This window comes from Candidatus Woesearchaeota archaeon, from assembly GCA_018675335.1.
Taxonomy (GTDB): Archaea; Nanobdellota; Nanobdellia; order Woesearchaeales; family UBA11576; genus JABJCP01.
This window is the reverse complement of record JABGYH010000007.1, coordinates 98684-117895: the sequence shown is the minus strand read 5'-3', so window position 1 is coordinate 117895 and position 19212 is coordinate 98684. Positions and strand designations below refer to the sequence as shown.

General features: G+C 34.3%; 10 protein-coding genes, 5 tRNA genes, 2 rRNA genes and 1 pseudogene. 7 read left to right on the top strand and 11 right to left on the bottom strand.

The features are described 5' to 3' along the window. Positions 1 to 13 precede the first annotated feature (13 nt). Genes HN587_04870 through HN587_04860 form a run of 3 tightly spaced genes read right to left on the bottom strand, consistent with a single transcriptional unit; the run spans position 14 to position 2924 of the window. On the bottom strand, positions 14 to 889 hold the full coding sequence (locus HN587_04870; protein MBT7903169.1) for an LD-carboxypeptidase: 876 nt from the start codon (positions 887 to 889) through the stop codon (positions 14 to 16). After that, positions 886 to 1974, bottom strand: a complete 1089-nt coding sequence (locus HN587_04865; GenBank protein MBT7903168.1) for a hypothetical protein — start codon at positions 1972 to 1974, stop codon at positions 886 to 888. The genes HN587_04870 and HN587_04865 overlap by 4 nt, the downstream gene beginning before the upstream one ends. Continuing rightward, positions 1971 to 2924 (bottom strand): hypothetical protein, encoded by a 954-nt coding sequence (locus HN587_04860; GenBank protein ID MBT7903167.1) that lies wholly within the window; start codon positions 2922 to 2924, stop codon positions 1971 to 1973. The genes HN587_04865 and HN587_04860 overlap by 4 nt, the downstream gene beginning before the upstream one ends. Positions 2925 to 3414: 490 nt before the next feature. On the opposite strand from HN587_04860, the pseudogene HN587_04855 reads away from it, so the two are divergent. Beyond that, a pseudogene (locus HN587_04855) lies at positions 3415 to 4225 on the top strand (DEAD/DEAH box helicase). A gap of 598 nt (positions 4226 to 4823) precedes the next feature. Here the strand turns inward: HN587_04855 and ftsY are convergent. The 3 genes from ftsY to HN587_04840 all read right to left on the bottom strand — a co-directional run bounded on the left by ftsY (position 4824) and on the right by HN587_04840 (position 8131). Then, positions 4824 to 6803: a signal recognition particle-docking protein FtsY gene (ftsY, locus tag HN587_04850; protein ID MBT7903166.1), complete on the bottom strand. Its 1980-nt coding sequence runs from the start codon at positions 6801 to 6803 to the stop codon at positions 4824 to 4826. A 100-nt stretch (positions 6804 to 6903) separates the two neighbouring features. After that, positions 6904 to 7371: a prefoldin subunit alpha gene (gene pfdA / locus HN587_04845; GenBank protein ID MBT7903165.1), complete on the bottom strand. Its 468-nt coding sequence runs from the start codon at positions 7369 to 7371 to the stop codon at positions 6904 to 6906. A 70-nt stretch (positions 7372 to 7441) separates the two neighbouring features. Beyond that, complete coding sequence (locus HN587_04840) at positions 7442 to 8131, bottom strand: translation initiation factor IF-6 (GenBank protein MBT7903164.1); 690 nt, start codon at positions 8129 to 8131, stop codon at positions 7442 to 7444. A gap of 366 nt (positions 8132 to 8497) precedes the next feature. Between HN587_04840 and HN587_04835 the strand changes: the two genes are divergently transcribed. Next, positions 8498 to 8614 (top strand) — tRNA-Val (locus HN587_04835). 231 nt (positions 8615 to 8845) lie between these two features. After that, positions 8846 to 9583, top strand: coding sequence for a segregation/condensation protein A (locus HN587_04830; protein ID MBT7903163.1), 738 nt, complete (start codon positions 8846 to 8848; stop codon positions 9581 to 9583). Positions 9584 to 9727: 144 nt separating this feature from the next. Here HN587_04830 and HN587_04825 read toward each other — a convergent pair whose 3' ends face one another. Next, positions 9728 to 10756, bottom strand: a complete 1029-nt coding sequence (locus HN587_04825) for an Lrp/AsnC family transcriptional regulator (GenBank protein ID MBT7903162.1) — start codon at positions 10754 to 10756, stop codon at positions 9728 to 9730. Between the two features lie 99 nt (positions 10757 to 10855). Here HN587_04825 and alaE point away from each other — a divergent pair, with 99 nt between their 5' ends. Beyond that, positions 10856 to 12226, top strand: a complete 1371-nt coding sequence (gene alaE / locus HN587_04820) for an L-alanine exporter AlaE (protein ID MBT7903161.1) — start codon at positions 10856 to 10858, stop codon at positions 12224 to 12226. Between the two features lie 5 nt (positions 12227 to 12231). Here alaE and HN587_04815 read toward each other — a convergent pair whose 3' ends face one another. The 4 genes from HN587_04815 to HN587_04800 form a co-directional block, all read right to left on the bottom strand. Continuing rightward, a complete protein-coding gene (locus HN587_04815) occupies positions 12232 to 13230 on the bottom strand; it encodes a hypothetical protein (protein ID MBT7903160.1) in 999 nt (332 codons plus the stop codon). Positions 13231 to 13531: 301 nt separating this feature from the next. Next, positions 13532 to 13606, bottom strand: a tRNA-Glu gene (locus HN587_04810). Positions 13607 to 13752: 146 nt separating this feature from the next. Next, positions 13753 to 13916: transfer RNA gene (locus tag HN587_04805), tRNA-Ile, on the bottom strand. 36 nt (positions 13917 to 13952) lie between these two features. Continuing rightward, a tRNA-Gly gene (locus HN587_04800) sits at positions 13953 to 14117 on the bottom strand. Between the two features lie 460 nt (positions 14118 to 14577). Between HN587_04800 and HN587_04795 the strand changes: the two genes are divergently transcribed. The 3 genes from HN587_04795 to HN587_04785 all read left to right on the top strand — a co-directional run bounded on the left by HN587_04795 (position 14578) and on the right by HN587_04785 (position 19163). Then, positions 14578 to 16055: ribosomal RNA gene (locus tag HN587_04795) — 16S ribosomal RNA — on the top strand. A gap of 54 nt (positions 16056 to 16109) precedes the next feature. Continuing rightward, positions 16110 to 16211, top strand: a tRNA-Ala gene (locus HN587_04790). 135 nt (positions 16212 to 16346) lie between these two features. Then, positions 16347 to 19163 (top strand): 23S ribosomal RNA (locus HN587_04785). The 16S and 23S rRNA genes sit together here with 1 tRNA gene alongside, the layout of an rRNA operon. The last annotated feature ends 49 nt before the right edge of the window (positions 19164 to 19212 follow it).

Here is a 19212-nt window from a genome sequence, read left to right as displayed (position 1 = left end):
ATTTAAAAATTATTTATTTTTTTGTTTGTTTATTGTTTTTAAAAGATAAATTTTTTGTTAAGGTATTATAATGAACATAATCTCCTAGCCTTATGGGTATTATATTATTTTGGTGGCCTAATCTAAGCTCATAAATAATTGGTATTTTAAGAGTTTTGATAAATTTTTCTAGTAATTTTAAATAATTTCTTGATTTTTGAAAATTTCCTATAAGTAATGCTTTAATATTTTTTAACTTTCCTGCCAATTTTAGGTGAAGTAACATATTATATATTGCGGCAGGTCTTTCGTTAACATCTTCTAAAAATAATATTTTTTTGTTAGTATCAATTTCATATTCTGTGCCAATCATGTGGCAAATAATTCTTAAATTTCCCCCTATTATGTGTCCATTAAAACTTTTTTCATTTAAAATGTGGGTGTGATTTTTTAAATTAATTTTGTATGGTTTATTTGTTAAACAATCAATTAATAACTTTTCTGATACTGAATTTTCAATCCAGTTTTTAGTGCAAATATTAGGTCCGTGTATTAAATTGCCTTGAAATCCTTTTTTATAAAAACCGAGGAGTAATGCTGTAATATCGCTATGGCCTATGATTGTTTTTTTTGATTTTTTTATTAGCTTCGGATTAATGTGTGAGAGAAGTTCCATAGAAGCATATCCTCCGCGAGCGCAAAAAATAAATGGATTTTTTACTTCTAAAAGTGCAGTTTCGATTTCTAATACACGACGTTGCAAAGTGCCTGCAAAATAAATATCTGAACTAGTAATATCTGAATTATATTTTGGGATAAATCCTATTTTATGTAATCTTTGTATTCCCTTAATTAATTCGTGTTTAGAAATTTTTTTTGATGGTGCGATTATTCGACTATTAGACTTCATCTCCAAGTATGTGAATTGGTCCATCTTTTTATATCTTGCTCTGTTAATCCCATATCTTCAAGAGTTCTTCCAGTTTTCCAAAAATCAATTCCAGTTAATTCTCTTGCTCTACCGACCATTTCTTCATATCGGGGAGTTGGAATATCAAATATTCTTGCTATGCTAACTGTTGGAACTGCTCTTAAAGGAATCTCTTCTAACAAATATCTGTGAAAGAGAGTTTTTGGGGCAGGAGATCTATTTGGAATTTCAGGAGTGTTTTGGTATGGGGGTGTCGCATGTATCATGTTAAATAAAGAACTCATTTCAACGCCATAAGCGATGTTTAACCATTCACGCACAGTTCTAGGTTCAATTCCTACTGCGCGGGCAACCTCGCATCTTTCAGCATCCATTTCTTCCATTATTTCTGCACTTTCTTCTGTCGTTCCACCAATATAAAAATTAAAATCTTCTTTATTTAAAATTCTGTGTGCATTATATAACATTCCAACAATATGAAATACTGGACTATCATCTAAGCCCATTAAAGGATTTCCTACATCTTCAAATTGAGGATACAGTTCATTTAAAAGTCCAGCAATTCCTTCCGCATTAGGAACTGAAGAATAAATTATGCTTTTTTTTTCTGTTTTAATATATGAAGTTCCTATTTCTGGAACTTTGCACGCGTAAACTAATGTATCTGTTTCACTAACTCCTATGTTGGCATCAGGATTTATTGAATTAACTAAATTTAAAAATTCAAGTGCTCCTCCAATTCCTGGAGAAATTAACATAACTTGTTGATCTGTTAAGATTGGTGCTAGTCTTTCTGCATAGTATTTATGAACTGTTGCATCGGTAATTATGAAAATATATTTATTATCTGAAACTGCTTCTTGGAGGTTGGTGGTTATACTTCTTAATTGCGCTTCACCGTCTAGTATTCCTGTTAATTTAATTTTGTTGCCGTTAGAAGAAATAATTTCTGCTTTTTTTGGGGTGTGAGTGTATAAACTAACTTCATTTCCTAATGTTGCAGCATAGCCCGCAATTGCATGCCCTCCTTGTCCTGCGCCACAAATTAATATTTTTTCGTTCATGTTTGGTGATCCTCTTGAATTGTACTCATGACATGGCGTACGAATTCGTCAGTTTTATCATAAATTAAATTTCCCGTATGATCATAAATTACTAAACCAGTTCCAGTTCCATTGATTTCATTAACTTTAGGTCCAATAAAATCAACTCCGATCAGATATGCACCAACCTGGGTGGATATTCTTGATGTGATTTCTAATTCATCGGTGGTCGGGGAGTGGTCATAAGTTGTTTGTGATCTGGTTGTGTCCCAAGGAGTTTTTCTGTTATGGTGTACTCTAGAACAAAGCAATTGGTCATCAAGAAGTACAACTCTAACTTCTGATCCATCTAGCGGTTCTTGAAGTATGTAATCTCGTTTTAATTCATCTTCAGAATTAACTTGAGCAAATAAATCATCTAGTGAAGTTACAATAGTTACTCCTGAACCTCTGCAACCAAAAATTGGTTTAAGAATAATTTGTCCTCCATATTTTTGAATTAATCTTTTCGTTTGATCTCTTGAAGTATATCTAATAGTTTCAGCTATGTTTAAAGAAGGATCTTTTGATAATTCTACTAGGCGATCTTTTAGAGTTGCTTCTTCAGTTTCAGGTTCGTTTAAAAATTGTTTAAACGCACCTTCGGACTTAAGATTTTGAAGAAATTGGTATTGTCTTTTTGCAAATTCTAACCCTATATTTTTTGAAGTTTCATCTCCATAAATTATGAACATATCTCCTTCAGGTTGATGTTCGCCTAAAATTTGTTGTAATTGTGTTGGACTAAGAAATCGAAATGCTTTTTTTATTGTGCCTTTTTCTAAATTGTAGTCTCCTGGAACTACAAGAAACAAGTCAGTTATATCGCTCAGTTTTGATAAAATTCTTCTACTTGTTCTATAAAACTCTTCAGGATAATTTTGAAATCCTTCTTCAACAGAAAAATAAACTTTGGGTAGTGTATGTGCCATTTTTATTAAACCTTTTATTTAAATTAATTATGAAATTTATTTGGTGTGTTTATGCTTGTTTTCAAATTAAGTTATTGATTTTTGAATTGATTAAAATAAAATTATAAATATAATTCAAAGCCATTTTAACTCGCCTAAGATCAAAAAAACATCTAAAAATGAATTTTGAGCGAAAAAAAGATCTTTCAATCCTTTTCGCATACTCAAAAAACAAAAAGAGGAGATTGCTCTCCGAATCTAAGCTTTTTTGGCGTTAAAACTTACATTCTATTATATTAAACAGTCTTTTTTAAAGTTTGTTGTTCTAAACAATAGCGGTTAGGGGAAAAGAGGTGTTTTCACCATCAGTTTAGGGTGAAAAAGAATATAAACTCTTTAAAATTTCTATAACTTCCAACCAAATTATTTAAAAACATCTTCTTCATAGACTAAGTTTATTAAACTCTAAAATTTTTTATAAATTTTAAAAATGGATGCAGAAAAAAAGTTAATGCCAAAAAGAATTTTTGATATAATTAAGGATCAAAACATTGTGGAGTTTCGTCCTTCTCAGAAAAAATCTATCGCTGCAGGTCTTTTCCAAAAAAAGAATCTTTTAGTTTGCACGCCTACTGCATCTGGTAAGACTTTGGTGGGTGAGCTGGCAATTCTTAATGCAGTTTTAGAAAAACATTCTAAGGCGATATATATTGTCCCATTAAAGGCGCTAGCATCAGAGAAGTATAAAGAATTTAAAAAAAAGTATGCTGATAAGTTTCAAATAGCATTATCAATAGGTGATCTTGACGCATCGGATTCTCATCTTGCAAAATATGATTTAATTATTTGTACATCTGAAAAGTTAGATTCATTAATTCGTCACAGGACTCCTTGGATTAAAGAAGTGGGTGTTGTGGTAATTGATGAAATACATCTTTTAAATGAGCCAAGGCGAGGTCCAACATTGGAGATTCTTATAACTCTTCTAAAACAATTAATTGTGGGTCTTCAAATTGTGGGTCTCAGCGCAACTATTGGTAATGAACAAGAATTAGCAGATTGGTTGGAGGCAAAACTCGTTCATGACACTTGGCGTCCGGTTACATTGAGCAAAGGTGTTTTTTATAATAATAAAATAGAATTTGATTAACAAAGAAAAGAAAAATAAAAAATTTAATTTAAGCTTTCTAAAATTTTATAATTTGTCCCATACATGTGCGATTGCAGTAACGCCGATCATGTATGCAATATATCCTGCTGCAGGTGCTAAAACTATATTTGCGAAAGGAATTAAGTTTGCAATAAATGAAAGTACAAAATAAACTACTACAAAAAATGCCCAGACGACAAAATATTTTCCAGTTAAAGCTTTTGAAAATATTTTTTTAAATTCAAATGCTGCGCCAAAGTGTCCTTTTTTAATAAAGTTCATTAGTGCGGCAGGCATTAAATAAAATGTTAACACAAAAACTATTGCAACTAAAACAATTCCCGAACTAAATCCTGGGAGCATTTCAAAAGCACTGCCTGTGGTAAGCATTGAAACGAATTGTTTTCCAACAAATAAAAATGTTAAAATTAATGCAGGTATGGACCAAATAAGTCCGAACAAAAATACTAGTAATCCTGTGATCCATAAATGACCAAAATTTTCCCATTTAGGTAATGCTTTTTTGTGTTTTAAACTTAGTTTTCCTGCTTCAACAATATATCCTGTTGAGAAGAAATTAATTATTGGTAAAATATTTAACAAACATCCTATGATCACTGACTTTACGTCTTGAAACGGATGCAAAAATGCTTTTTTAAATTTATCCAAGTATACCACCCCATAATTATGGTTTTATTGATGAGTTTGAAAATATTTGAGATATATATAAAATTTATTATGATTGATAGATGTTATTGTCCTACTAATGTTTAAAATCCTAATGTTTTCATGATTTTTGTACGACTAAATAATTCTAAGTCTTTATATGATTGTCCAGTTCCGATGAATAGTACTGGTTTTCCTGTAACATATGAAACTGAAATTGCAGCTCCGCCTTTTTCATCAACATCTGCTTTTGATAAGACTATTCCATCAAATTCTACTGCTTCATTGAATTTTTTTGCTTGTTCTACGCAGTCATTTCCAGTTATTGATTCTCCAATAAAAATTTTAAGATCTGGATTTGCAACTCTCATGATTTTTTTCATTTCATCCATTAAGTTTATGTTTGATTGAAGTCGTCCTGCAGTATCAATTAATACTACATCTAGACCTTTTGATTCTGCATATTTTATTCCATCAAATGCTACTGCTGCGGGATCACTTCCATAATCATGTTTGATCATTTTTACACCTAGGCGATTAGCATGTTCTTCTAGTTGTTGTATTGCTGCAGCTCTAAATGTATCTGCTGCAACTAGTACTGGTTTTAATTGTTGTGATTGAAAGAATCTTGCAAGTTTTGCGATGGTTGTTGTTTTTCCACAGCCATTAACTCCAACAAATGTAATTACGAATGGTTTTTTATGTTTAACTTTTTCTAAAATATCAAACGGCTCAAAATCTAGTATTTCATTTAAGCTTTTTTTAAGTGTACTCATAATTATTGTTTCAATTTCAAATCGATTAAGTTTATGATCGACTAATCGTTCTTTTAAATCTGTTTTAATTTTTTCAATAACTTCTACTGCAACATTATTTTCAAGTAATGTTATTTCAAGTTCAAAAAATAAATCTTCAAATTTTGATTCGGATAATGTCTTTGCCGCAACTTTTTGTTTTAGTTTTCCAAAAAATCCTGTTTTTTCTTTTTTTTCACTAATTTCTTCAGCTACTTCCAAGTCAGCTTGATCGTCTTCTTTTAGGTCTAATTTTGCTGCTTCATCATCTTTAAGTGCGGATGAAAACTTTTGTGTTTTTTCTTCAACGTCGGTAGTTTTTTCATCAGGAATCTCTATTTTTTCCTTTTCTTCAACTAGTAAATCATCATCCATATTTTCATCTAGCTTTTTGTCTGAATCTTCAAGTTCATTTGCGCTAAGTCCTTCATCATCTTTTTCAATATCGTCTAAGTCTGTGCTAAATTCATCTTCTTCTTTTTCTCGCGCATCGGTTTTATCCATTAAATCTTGTAATTTTTCTTTAATTTCTTTTTCTTCTTCTAAGTCTTTGGAAAGATAATCTTTCATTGAATCGTCTGTTTCTTCAATTTCTTGTGCTATTTTATCATCGTAAGAAATATCATCATCTAGTTTTTCTGATACTTCGTCTGCAGTTTTCCGAAATTTATCGTCAAGGTCATCTTCTTTAGAATCAGTTTGTGTGAGATCATCAGTTTTAGTCTCATCAGTTGTGTCGTCTGTTTCTACATCCTCAGTTTCAATATTGTCTGTTTTTTTACCAAATAAGCGTCCAAAAAATCCTTTCTTTTTTGGTTTTTCTTTTGGTGTTTCAATAGGAGTTTCTTCATTTTCTTTTTCTGCAGTGTCTACTAAAACTGGTTCGTTATCTAAACCTTTTTCATCCGAGATTTCTTTATCTGAACTTTCTTCTTTTTCAATTATTTGTTCTTCGATTTTTTTTTCTTCAATTTTTTCTTCAGATAATTCTTCGGGTTTTTTTTCTTCCGGTAATTCTTCAGATTTTTCTTTTTCAGTAGGAGTATTTGTTTGAGTTGAATCATCTGTTGTGATTTCTTGGTCTTTTAACTCGTTTTCAGATTCATCAGGCTGTTTTATGTCTGTTTTAGAACTAGTTGTATCAATTGTTTCTTTTTCGTCAGAAGTAGTTTCATCTAGTTTTTCAGATACTTCAGTGGTTTCGATAACTGCATCGTCACCTTCTTCTTCAATATCTTTACTTAACTTGCTGACAGCTTTTTTTAATTTATCTTTTAGAAAACCAAACATTTAATCACCTTTTTTATTGAATAATATTAAATAAATATATATCTAATAAATTTGATTTAAAAAATATTTTGTGCAAAATAACTTTTTAATAATGTTATGCTCAAGAATCTTCAATCATAAGTTTAAGTTCTTGTTCGAGGTTTTGAGAGTTTATTGCCATTTGTTGTACTTGATTCATAGCTTCAATTCTAAATTTTTCAAGTTCAACTAACTGTTCTTCAAGTAATGAAACAGTTTCTTCAAAATTTTTGTTTACAATAATTCCGCTTCCAACATTTACTAAAAAATCATTAGGATTTTCAATTTTACCTTTTACAAAGATTCCGCTGGATATTGGAACTAATATTTCGTCATCTTTTGAACTTTCTTGTAAATCTTTTAATCCTTTAATTATGATTTGAATTTCGCCTAATTGAGAATCAACTTTTTGCACTTGTTGTTGTGCTTGTTTCATCTGTTGTTCAATCATTTGATATTCCATATACTTTGATTGTAACATTTTTTGTAATTCTTCTTGACTCTTTCCAACTTCTTGTGTGGGGGAGTTATTTTCTTTATTGTCTGACATTATGTTCACCATTATTGTGCTATTAAATATTATTATAAAATTAATTATTATTGTTAAATTAATTATTCATTTATTTATTTTTGGAATTATTTTGTTCTAAATATCCGAGTGCTTCATCTATCCACGCAATTTCTGGTCCGCCACTAATTGAACCAACAACAAATCCGTTTTTGTTACAAAGAACGCCTGATTTTAAGAATGGAGATCCTAAATTTATTGTTCCTGTTTCAAAATTAACAGATAATAATGAACTTACTTTTTCATATTCTTCTTCAGTTATGTCTGGATGAATCAAACCGGAGTTTGAGTTTGCGATTGCAAGTGAACCAACAGTTGGGAGTTCAGCAATTGTTCCTGGTTTTAAACTAACCATTAGTGCTTCACGTATTCTTTTTTTAACGTCTGAAGAGAAATCTGGATTTACTAAACAGCCCTGTTCGTTACAAAGTATGTTGTTTCCAAGAGCAGTTAAGTTAGTATTAATAATTGAATAATCAATTCCTAATTTGTCTAATTTTTTAAGTTCTGAATCAAATGCAATTCCTGGGACTAAAATCTTTTTTGAGTTTCCAGCAATAAAAACGCCTACTAGTGATGTTCCACACATGGTTATTCTATGTACTGGAACTCCGAGTGCTTCTGAGATTTGTTGAGCTTTGTTTTCATTGACTTCCATGCCAATTAGACAAAATTCATCTGTACAAAACCCATATAGTCCAATATTGGGATTTCCATTAAAATCTGTTTTTAAAAGATGCATAATTCTATAGGATAAACCTCTCATTTAAAAAGCTTATCTATAGTGTATAAAAAAAGCTTATCTGGCTTTATTTAAACGGCTTATCTTTGGAGTATTAAAAACGCTTATCTTGCCTAATTATCTGGCCCTGTGTAAACTGGTTATTTGCTGTGTATTAACTCATATTGTCTGTAGCTTGTTTGTTTGATTCTGATTTTTTTCGTTAATTTTATAAATGAGTCATAATCTCTTTTGAAAAAGCACACACTGTTGTATTTGTGTGTATTTGATTGCAGTTACGTTTTAAACAGTTGCAATCAAGATACTTGTATGAAACACAAGTCAAATCCCAATTTAACGTTTTTTTTTAGTTATTTTAAGTTATTTGGGCCCGTGGTCTAGTGGCTATGACAGTGCCCTTACAAGACATCAAAATTAGGTTTATTCCAAAGTTTGATTGTCGATGAAAGGCATTGATCCCCGGTTCGAGTCCGGGCGGGCCCACTCATTTTTTATTTTAAGTCAATTTTTTATTTATTGTACGTTTTCTTATTTATTGTACTTTTTTTTATTTATTGTACTTTTTTTTATTTATTGTGCTTTTTATTTATTTAATTTTTTTATTAGATTCTGGGTATTATTTAATTCACACTCTCTAGAAACAATTCACAATTTCAAAAAATAATTCACAATCCATAGAAACCTTTAAATACACTATTTTTCTTTTAAATCGCTATGTATGATAAATTAATGAGTATTCTAACTGAGCAAGATGAGATTACTTGGAAAAGTTTACTTTATGAGCTTATTAAAACTGAACAGATGGATCCTTGGGATGTTGATGTGTCTGAGCTTGCAAATAAATACATTACTCTTGTTAAAAAAATGACTGAAATGAATCTAAGAGTTTCAGGTAAAGTTCTTCTTGCAGCAGCAATTCTTCTCAAGATTAAATCTGATAGGTTGGTTGGTTCTGATATGATGGAGTTTGATCGTCTTTTAGCAACATCTGATGATTCAACAGATCTTTATGATTCTGAAGAAGATCTTATGAATATGCAAGGTGTGACATTAGAAAATGCAGAGGAACAATTAAAATTAATTCCAAGAACTCCGCAACCAAGAAAAAGAAAAGTGTCGGTTTATGATCTCGTTGATGCACTTTCAATTGCACTTAATGTTTCACATAGGAGGGTGTTAAAAGAAATTGACATACCTCATAAGTTTAATGTTCCTAAAAAAACAGTGGATATTTCAGTTATTATGACTGATTTATATCAAAAGATTTGCGAGTTCTTTGATGAGGATCAGAGTTTTCCTTCAATGTTAACATTTACTGAACTTTGTCCGTCAGAGGAGAGGATGGATAAGGTGCTTACATTTATTCCTCTTCTTCATTTAAGTAATTCTCAAAAAATTGGTCTTCGCCAACAAGATCATTTTGGTGAAATAAATATTCATTTGCCTGAATGATGATTTGACTTGACTAAGTTTCTATATTTTATGTTATAATTAATGTCAGTTCATATTTTATGGTTGGTGTTATTTTATATTTTATGATTTATGTTAGTTTTTCATTCAGTTTGTTTTATGATTAATATTATTTCATATTTTGTTTTATATTTTATTTTGTTTCATAATTAGTTTTGGGAAGAACAAATATTTGTGTATTTTTATCGACTTATAATAAAAATAAGATCTAATTTTTCCGGGAAAAAGTTGTTTTATTTCTTCAATCATTTCGTAAAAGTTATCTTGGCTTGCGAGTTCACAATCAAACTCAAAATCACTTCCTCCGACGGCCACATCTCTATAAATTATGTTTGGATTATTTCGTACGTATTCTTGCAATCCCGGTATTATTTTTAAATCTTCTAAAATTAAGTCTACTTTATAATATTTATATCCGAGTTTATTGAAGTCAATTAGTGCCCGATAAGCAACAATTACTTTTTCTTTTTCTAGTCGTTTCAGTCGATATTTTATTGTTGTTAATGGGGTGTTTAGTGTGGTTGATAAATTTCTAAGTGACATGCGTGCATTTTCTGAAATTTCTTTTAATATTTTTAAATCCATCAAGTCATAATCAAATTTTTCCCAGCTTCCAGTTGTGAGTTCAGTAAAATCTTTTTTAGATTTGGGTGAATCTAATAGTAAGTAATTTCTAAAATAGTGTATGAAGTTTGTGAATACGCAGAAGTTTTTTTCTACAATAAATTTTCGATATTTAATTAGTATTTGTTCATACGCTTTTTGATAATCTCTTAAATCGTTTACGAGAAATCCTAATGCTATGTCGTAATGTCCATCTGTGCGGTATGAGACAATAACTTCATCCATTTTAGAAAAAAAGTTTATCATTTCTGTTTCGGTGGTTTTGGTAGTTGATTGAAGTTTCAAATATAATCTTACTATTCTATATCCTAATTTGGTAAAATCAATGAGTGTTATGTAGTTAGTAATTACTTTTTTTTCTTCTAGTTGTTTTATCCTGTATCTTACAACATCTCTACTTAATCTAGTTTTGCGTGCTAATTCGTTTATTGGTTGTCTTCCTGCTCGATCTAGTTCAAATAATATTAATTTATCTTTATTATCTAATTTATCTATTTTATCTAATTTCGATATTGGTGGGTTTAATAACATAATTTTACTGTTTATTGCAACTTTAGTTATAAATATTGCTATTTTAGTGGTAATTATTGATAAAAATATTTAATAACAAAGTACTACTAAAAAGTAACTATGATTGGTGTGCTTGAAGATTTATTAAATTCATTTCAAAAAAAGTACTGTCAAGTTTCTGTTTTGCCAGGGATTGTGGCTGTTAAAGATTGTTTTAGGATAAATTATGGTCAGGGTGATTCTGGGGAGATTGATGATGAGCTTCAAGAAATGCGAGATTGGCAAGATCAAACTGTGCTGCGAGAACTAGTTGAATATTCTGCTCCAAGAACATTTGGTGATTTACAAAAAAATGAAGTGTGTGCGTATGCAATTAAAGGTGCGCCCTTTTTAGAAAAATACGTGCCAATTTACGATTCTAAACAAGATGAACCTGGAACTGATTTGAAACAAAGAATAAAAATTAAAAGATTTGATGCGGATGCTAAAGTTTTAGCCTGTCTTTGTTTATATCCTATTAGGAACACATCGTTTCATGAGTTAAAACAGGCATTCAAATATTTGTCTGCGGGTGAAACTATTCAAGGATTTACAAAATCACAAGTTTTGAATTTAGAACAAACAATTCAAACAAGTTATCCTGAATTTATTTCTGAACAAGATAGTTTTTTTATTTTTGCAGGAAAGCCAAAAAATGCTAGTGCGCGAGCTAGATTGAGTAAGATTTGGCTCAAACAAATTTTAAAAAAAGGTGGTGGTGCATTAACTCAAATGTCTTTTGAAGAAACGCAACTTATGGAACAATTGTTTCCAAAAAAATGTCTGGCGGGGGACAAACACTCAATAGAAAAAAATAGTTATATGTGGGGCAGGGATATTTATGTTGTGGAATCAACAGATTTTCTTTCAAAGAAAGTTAAAGCATATGGACAGTTTAAACGTGATAAAAATCCGTTTAAAAAAATTATTAGCTGGTATTCTCAACTTAAATTTAAACATTATAAAAAATTAAATTTTAAAAAATATTATCGTGCGGGCTTAGTTGATACTGTGGGAAGTTTTACTTATTCTTTAGGGGTTGGAATTGGGATTGATATTGTTGCAGGTTTAGCAGTTCCAGGAATTGTGGCATCAAGAACATCTGCATCGATAATAAATATTTTAACTGGGGGAGTTTATGGTCTGTGGCGAGATTTTGTGTTTAAAAAAACTAAAACAAAAAAAGAAAGTCCATTAATAAAAAAAACAATAACTGATTTTATTTCATTTAACACATTTCAACTTCCAGTTTATTCTATTGCGTTAACAATTGGTACTGCGATTGATTATTTGACTGGTGTGAAGGATTCAAGTTTTAATTTGGAACATATTGTTGAGGGGATGAAAACTTTGGCTATTCTTTCGCCTATAATTGGGCCAACGATGGGATTATACTTGAATTTATTTAGGAAGTTATTTGGTGTTTCAACTCCTGAAGAAAAAGTAATTTAAAATACTTAACAATCTTGTGCAATATCTAGAATATCATTAAAAGTTTTTGCACGATCGACACGGTCCATTAAATATCTTTTTTTACCAAAACCTTTTAAAAACCAACTAGCATGATCTTTAACTTCGCTAAGTCTAATTTTAGTTTCATATTTTTTGTATTTATCTAAAAAGTCTAAAAATAAATCTTTTTTTTGTTTAAATGATGGTTCGGAAACATTTTGTCCTTTGTGCATTAATTCAACACAACGACGAAAAAGAAAGGGATTCCCTTTAGCTTCTCGTCCAATCATTACTGCATCGCAATATTCTCGTTCAAGATAATATTTAACATGTCCTGGTTTGCAAATATCTCCATTTCCAATAACAAAAAATTCTTCGCTTGAATCAGAAGAATCACAACCAACTTCTTTTTTAACAGTTTTAATTGGATCCCAATTTGCACTGCCAGAATACACCTCTCGACGAGTTTTTCCGTGAATTGCAACTCCGCAAACACCAAAATCTTTCAAAATTTTGCTTACGTCAACACAATTAATTGCATGTTTATCCCAGCCCAATCTTATTTTTGCACTAATTGGTTTGTTAGTATTATCCATAACTGAGTTAATCATTTTACCTATTTGTTCAGGATGTTTCAAAAAAAATGCACCCATTTTGCGAGATAAAAATTCAGGCATGGGACAACTAAAATTTAAATCAATTGCAGAAATTTCTGGGAGGGAATCTAAAAATTTAACTGTTTCTACAACATTTTCTCCTCCAGAGCCGATTATTTGGGCGGAAATAGGTTGTTCATTTTTTAATATGTTTAATTTTTTTTTCTTATCAGAATTAGATAATTTGACAAATTCTTCACAATCAATCATTCCAGTATAAACTAGTCCTGCGCCGTATTCTGCACACATTAATCTAAAGCTGCTACAATTAACTCCTAGCATTGGCGCGAGAACTACGGGACTTGTGATGTTATGTTTACCAAGTTTAAAATAAATTTTTTTATCCATTTACTTACAAAAATAGTCCTACATATAAAAAGTTTAGTAAAATAAACAAAACTAGTATGTAATGAACTTCCAAAAAAATAATAGAACTAAATTCTAACTTTATCTAGATTTAGCGCGCTTTCTCTTCTCTTTCTTCATTCTTTTACGTTGCCATTTCCAACGCATTTGACCTTTTTTCTTCCAACGTCTTGAGCTTCTTTTCATTCTAATTCCTTCACCCACAAATGTGAGATAATTAACCTCCAATATAGGTTTATGATTGAGTAATCTGTAATTTTAAATTACATAATTTGATGATGAGTGCCCCGTCCGGGATTCGAACCCGAGTCCCAGCCTCGAAAGGGCTGGATGATTGGCCGGACTACACCAACGGGGCGTATTATAACAAAATAATCTTTTGATATTTTGCTTTTTTGCTAAAAAATTTGGACTCATTTATAACGTTTACGTATTGGTAGCAAATTAATGCTTAATCAACAGGTTTGTTATTAATGTCGAATTAAATGTGATTATTAAAAAAAATGAGCCTGCGGGGAATTTCCACAGAAATCTGAGATCTGTATGGTATTAATAACACAGATATATTTCGAGTTCTGTTTTTGAACCCCGGACCACTGGCTGTCTTAAGAGTGTATGAAGCACCGCCATATAAGACCAGCGCTCCAACCAGGCTAAGCTACAGGCTCTTTTAATTATTATTTGTGTTTGAAAAGTTTGAAAAATGCAGCAGCCGGGACATTCGATAAATATCAAATATTTTTTTGATAATATATTCTCGAACCCGAATCACCACCGTTCTATCCCTTTATTATGATTTGGCTTACACCATTTTGATATCACAATTTAAAGGTTGGCAGGGTGATATCCTACCATTAGACTACTGCTGCATATAACTTCACACAAATTTGGAAGTTCTTTAAAAAGCTTTCTAAAATGAACAGCAGAACTAATTTAGAGCGTTATTTTTGATGGGTTAAATCTGTGTAATTTAACATTAATTAGAGTTAAATATTTGATGATTTTTTAAGTTGGCAGGGTGAGAATGTCAGGATGTTAATAATAAAACCCAATTTTGAACATAATTTTTACTCTTAATTTTTAAGTGACCCAAAGATTTATAAACAGAATAAATTTCCAGGAAAACACACAAAAATTAACAATCACCGCCAAATTTTCTCACAGTGAGAAAATAAAATTAAATGAATGCTTGATTTTAAAAATTAAGCACGAAGGAGAAAGTTTGGAATATAAACAAGCCAAATAACCTTGTGATAAGGAAAAAACCTTGTTTGATTTCTTTAAGTTTTAATTTAATTGCGATACGACCATTAAAGGATATTTTTCAATAATAGCAATTCCCGTTGATCCTGCGGGAGGCTGCTGCTATTAGAGTTCGACTAAGCCATGCAAGTCAGAGGGTTCTTCGGAACACAGGCGAACTGCTCAGTAACACGTTGATAATCTGCCCTTAGGTCAGGGATACCCTTGGGAAACTGAGGCTAAAACCTGATAGGATAATTGTTCTGGAAAGAATTTTATTCTAAAGGCAACGCCTAAGGATGAGTCAGCGGCTGATTAGGTTGTTGGTGTGGTAACGGCCCACCAAGCTTATGATCAGTAGGGGCCTTGAGAGAGGGAGCCCCGAGAAGGGAACTGAGATACTTTCCCTAGCCCTACGGGGTGCAGCAGGCGCGAAACCTTTACAATGCACGAAAGTGTGATAGGGGAACTCTAAGTGCCCAGCTCTGCTGGGCTTTTGTTAAGAGTAAATATCTTGGCGAATAAGTGGTGGGTAAGACGGGTGCCAGCCGCCGCGGTAACACCCGCGCCACGAGTGGGAGCCACTATTATTGGGCCTAAAGCGTCCGTAGCCTGCTCAGCAAATCTTCTGTGAAATTGTTAAGCTCAACTTAACAGCGTGCAGAAGACACTACTGAGCTTGGGACCGGGAGGAGTCAGAGGTATTCCGAGGGGAGCGGTAAAATGCGATAATCCTTGGAGGACCACCTATGGCGAAGGCATCTGACCATAACGGATCCGACGGTGAGGGACGAAAGCTAGGGGAGCGATCCGGATTAGATACCCGAGTAGTCCTAGCAGTAAACTCTGCGAGTTAGGTGTTGCACAATCTTCGAGGTTGTGCAGTATCGTAGCGAAGGCGTTAAACTCGCCGCCTGGGAAGTACGGTCGCAAGGCTGAAACTTAAAGGAATTGGCGGGGAAGCACTACAAGGGGTGCGGCGTGCGGTTTAATCTAACTCAACACAGAGAATCTCACCAGGAGCGACGGCAGAATGAAAGTCAGATTGAAGGTTTTACTTGACAAGCCGAGAGGTGGTGCATGGCCGCCGTCAGCTCGTGCCGTAAGGTGTCCAGCTAAGTCTGGTAACGAGCGAGACCTATATTTACAATTGCTAACTGGTCCTTTTGGATGACTGAGCACATTGTAGAGACTGCCTTCGAAAGGAGGAGGAAGGTGTAGGCCACGGTAGGTCTGTATGCCCCGAATCTCCTGGGCTACACGCGCGCAACAATGGTACGGACAATGGGTCCACAACTCCGAAAGGAGAAGTTAATCCTCGAAACCGTATCCAAGTCCAGATTGAGGATTGTAACTCATCCTCATGACGATGGAATCCCTAGTAATCGGGTGTCATCAGCGCCCGGTGAATACGTCCCTGCTTCTTGCACACACTGCCCGTCAAACCACTCGAGCAGGGTCTAGATGAGGTACATTCAGATTGATTGTGACGAATCTAGGCTCAGTGAGAAGGGTTAAGTCGTCACAAGGTATCCGTAGGGGAACCTGCGGATGGATCACCTCCTTTTTTTATTTTTTATTTCCAAACTTTCTCTTTTTTTATTATCCTTAATTCATATGGGCCTGTAGCTCAGTCTGGTAGAGCATCGCCCTTGCAAAGAATGGGCATACCCATATCTCAAGTTAGGCGGGGGCCGTGGGTTCAAATCCCGCCGGGTCCAGTTCATATTTATTAATTTTTAATAATAGTTATTTGCAAATGAATTTTTCAAATAACTGGTGAGACATGACGTTTCATTATATCATGTTTATGATGCCATGCAAAGGAAAGACATCTATTAAATTACACGCTATTAGGTGGATGACTAGGCTCGAATCGCCGATGAAGGGCGTGACAAGCTACGAAATCTTCCGGGTAGTAGCAAGTATGCATTGATCCGGAAGTTCCTGAATGAGACTTCTCATTAAATCCGAAAGGATAGGGAACGCAGGGAATTGAAACATCTTAGTACCTGCAGGAAAAGAAATCAACTGAGATGCTGTTAGTAAAGGCGATTGAAACCAGCATAGGGCAAACTGAATCTGGAGTAGTAATACTTTAGAAATGTGGTGTTGTAAGACTTCTTTTTATTCAAAATAATGAACTTCAAGTTTTCTGGAAAGTTATACCATAGAGGGTGATAGTCCCGTAGAGATAAATTATTTTGAAGTAGAAGTATCTTGAGTATTGTCTATTGGATATTAGGCAAGAATTTGGGAGGCATCAACTTCCAACCCTAAATACGTTTCGAGTCCGATAGCGTACAGTACTGTGAAGGAATGTTGAAAAGAACCCTTGACAGGGAGTTAAAAGACTCTGAAACCTAATAGCAACGGTGTGATAGGGCATTACGGTGTTCTATCGTGCGTTTCGAATAACGTGCCAGGGAGTGTATTTAAGTGGCGAGGATAACTTAAAAAGGAATCCGAAGGGAAACCAAGAAACTCGCAGGTAACAAGGAGTTGGGTGTGAAAGCGCCTTGAGTCACTTGAATACGACCCGAAGCCAGGTGATCTAGCCCTGAGTAAGGTGAAGCGGAGGTAATACTTCGTGGAGGCCTGAAGAGGTTCTACGGACAAGTGTTCTTCTAACTTGGGGCTAGGGGTGAAAAGCCAATCGAACCTGGTGATAGCTGGTTCCTACTGAAGTTGGCCGTAGTCAAGTCTTAAAGGAGATGACTAAGATGGTAGAGATACGGATTGGAGATTTAGGGGGAGAAATTCCTCGGTTTCTTGTCCAACTCCGAATATCTTAGTATTGTAGATTTTAGGAAACGGCGGCTCGGCGTAAGGGTGAGTCGCGAGAGGGGAACAACCCAGACTAAAGTTAAGGTCCCAAAATACTAACTAAGTGTGAACGGGTGAAAGGTGTCTATATTCAAAGACAGCGAGGAGGTTGGCTTAGAAGCAGCCACCCTATAATAAGTGCGTAACAGCTTACTTGTCAAGAATATAGGCCCTGAAGATGGACGGGACTAAGTTAGTTACCGATACTTTAGATATCCGAAAGGATTATGGTAAGTAGGCGTTCTGTACGGGCAAAAGCGTGATTGTAAGATTGCGTGAACCATACAGAAATGAGAATCCTGGTGAGAGTAAGACCAAAGTAGTGTGAGATTCACTACCACCGAAAGGGCAAGGGTTCCTTGACAATGTAGTTCAGTCAAGGGTAAGTTAATCCTAACCATATTCATAATTGATTTGTGGGAAAGGGAAAAAGGTTAAGATTCCTTTACTATTCAAGTACGTGCGGCGACGCAAGTTTGTTTTCTGACATTTCGGAATAGACCAACATAATTTGTCTGTTGTGTTAACTAATGTAAGTCAAAGGAGAATTGTAATAATGAGAATTTGATTAAACTTAGGAATAGCAGGTTTTTGATCTGTTTGGTTGATTTCTGGAATCCGTGAAAAAGAAATCAAAAAGAATCTTGAATATCTATACCCAGAACCGGCACAGGTGCCCCTAGGTGAGAAGCCTAAGGTGTAAGGGTGTAATGTAATTGAGGGAATTCGGCAAATTAGCCCCGTATCTTCGGTATAAGGGGTCCCTATGTTTGTAATCGTATGGTTGCGATCATAGGGCGCAGTGACAAAGAGGGTCCGACTGTTTAACAAAAACATAACTTCCTGCTAGTCCGCAAGGATGCGTACAGGAGGTGACGTCTGCCCAGTGCCTGTACTTGAAACTCCTTTCCAAGGGAGCTAAGAGCAGGTAAACGGCGGGGGTAACTATAACTCTCTTAAGGTAGCGAAATGCCTTGCCGTTTGAATGACGGCCTGCATGAATGGCGTAACGAGATCCTCACTGTCCCCAATTACAAGCCCCTGAACACTCTTTTCTGGTGCAAAGGCCAGAGATTTCCAGTGGGAAGCGAAGACCCCGTGAAACTTTACTGTAGCTTGTTGCTGCGGCGTGAGTTTTGTTGTATAGTGTAAGTGGGAGTTGTCATGTTACGATCGCCAGATCGTGAATAGACGCCAATGTAACACCACTCTTCAAAATTTACGTTGCTAACTCCGAAATGGAGGACACCAGTAAGTGGACAGTTTGGCTGGGGTGGCACACCGTCGAAAAGGTATCGATGGTGCCCAATGGTTGGCTCAGGTGGGTCAGAAATCCATCTTAGAGTGCAAGAGCAAAAGCCAGCCTGATTGGATTTTGCACATAAAGAAATCCAAAAACGAAAGTTTGGTCTAGCGAACTTCCAAATTCTCCTTGATGGGGGTTGGAAATGACTGAAAAGTTACTCCGGGGATAACAGAGTTGTCGCGCCCGAGAGCTCATTCTTTGAATTGAAATTATATTTCTATTCATTGCGAGTATATCGACGGCGCGGCTTGCTACATCGATGTCGGCTCTTCCTATCCTGGTTGTGCAGAAGCAGCCAAGGGTGAGGGTGTTCACCTATTAAAAGGGATCGTGAGCTGGGTTCAGAACGCTGTGAGGCAGTTTGTTTGATATCTACTGGAAATGTTTAATATCTGAGTGGAAGGATCTTCTAGTACGAGAGGAACGAAGGTTCGAGGCCTCTGGTCGATCGGTTATCTGATAAGGTATTGCCGAGCAGCTACGCCTTAAGAAATAAACGCTGAAAGCATCTAAGCGTGAAGTTTGCCGCGAAAAGAGATATTGAGAACGCGAATAAAAGATTCGTTTGATGGGACTGGTGTGTAAGTTTC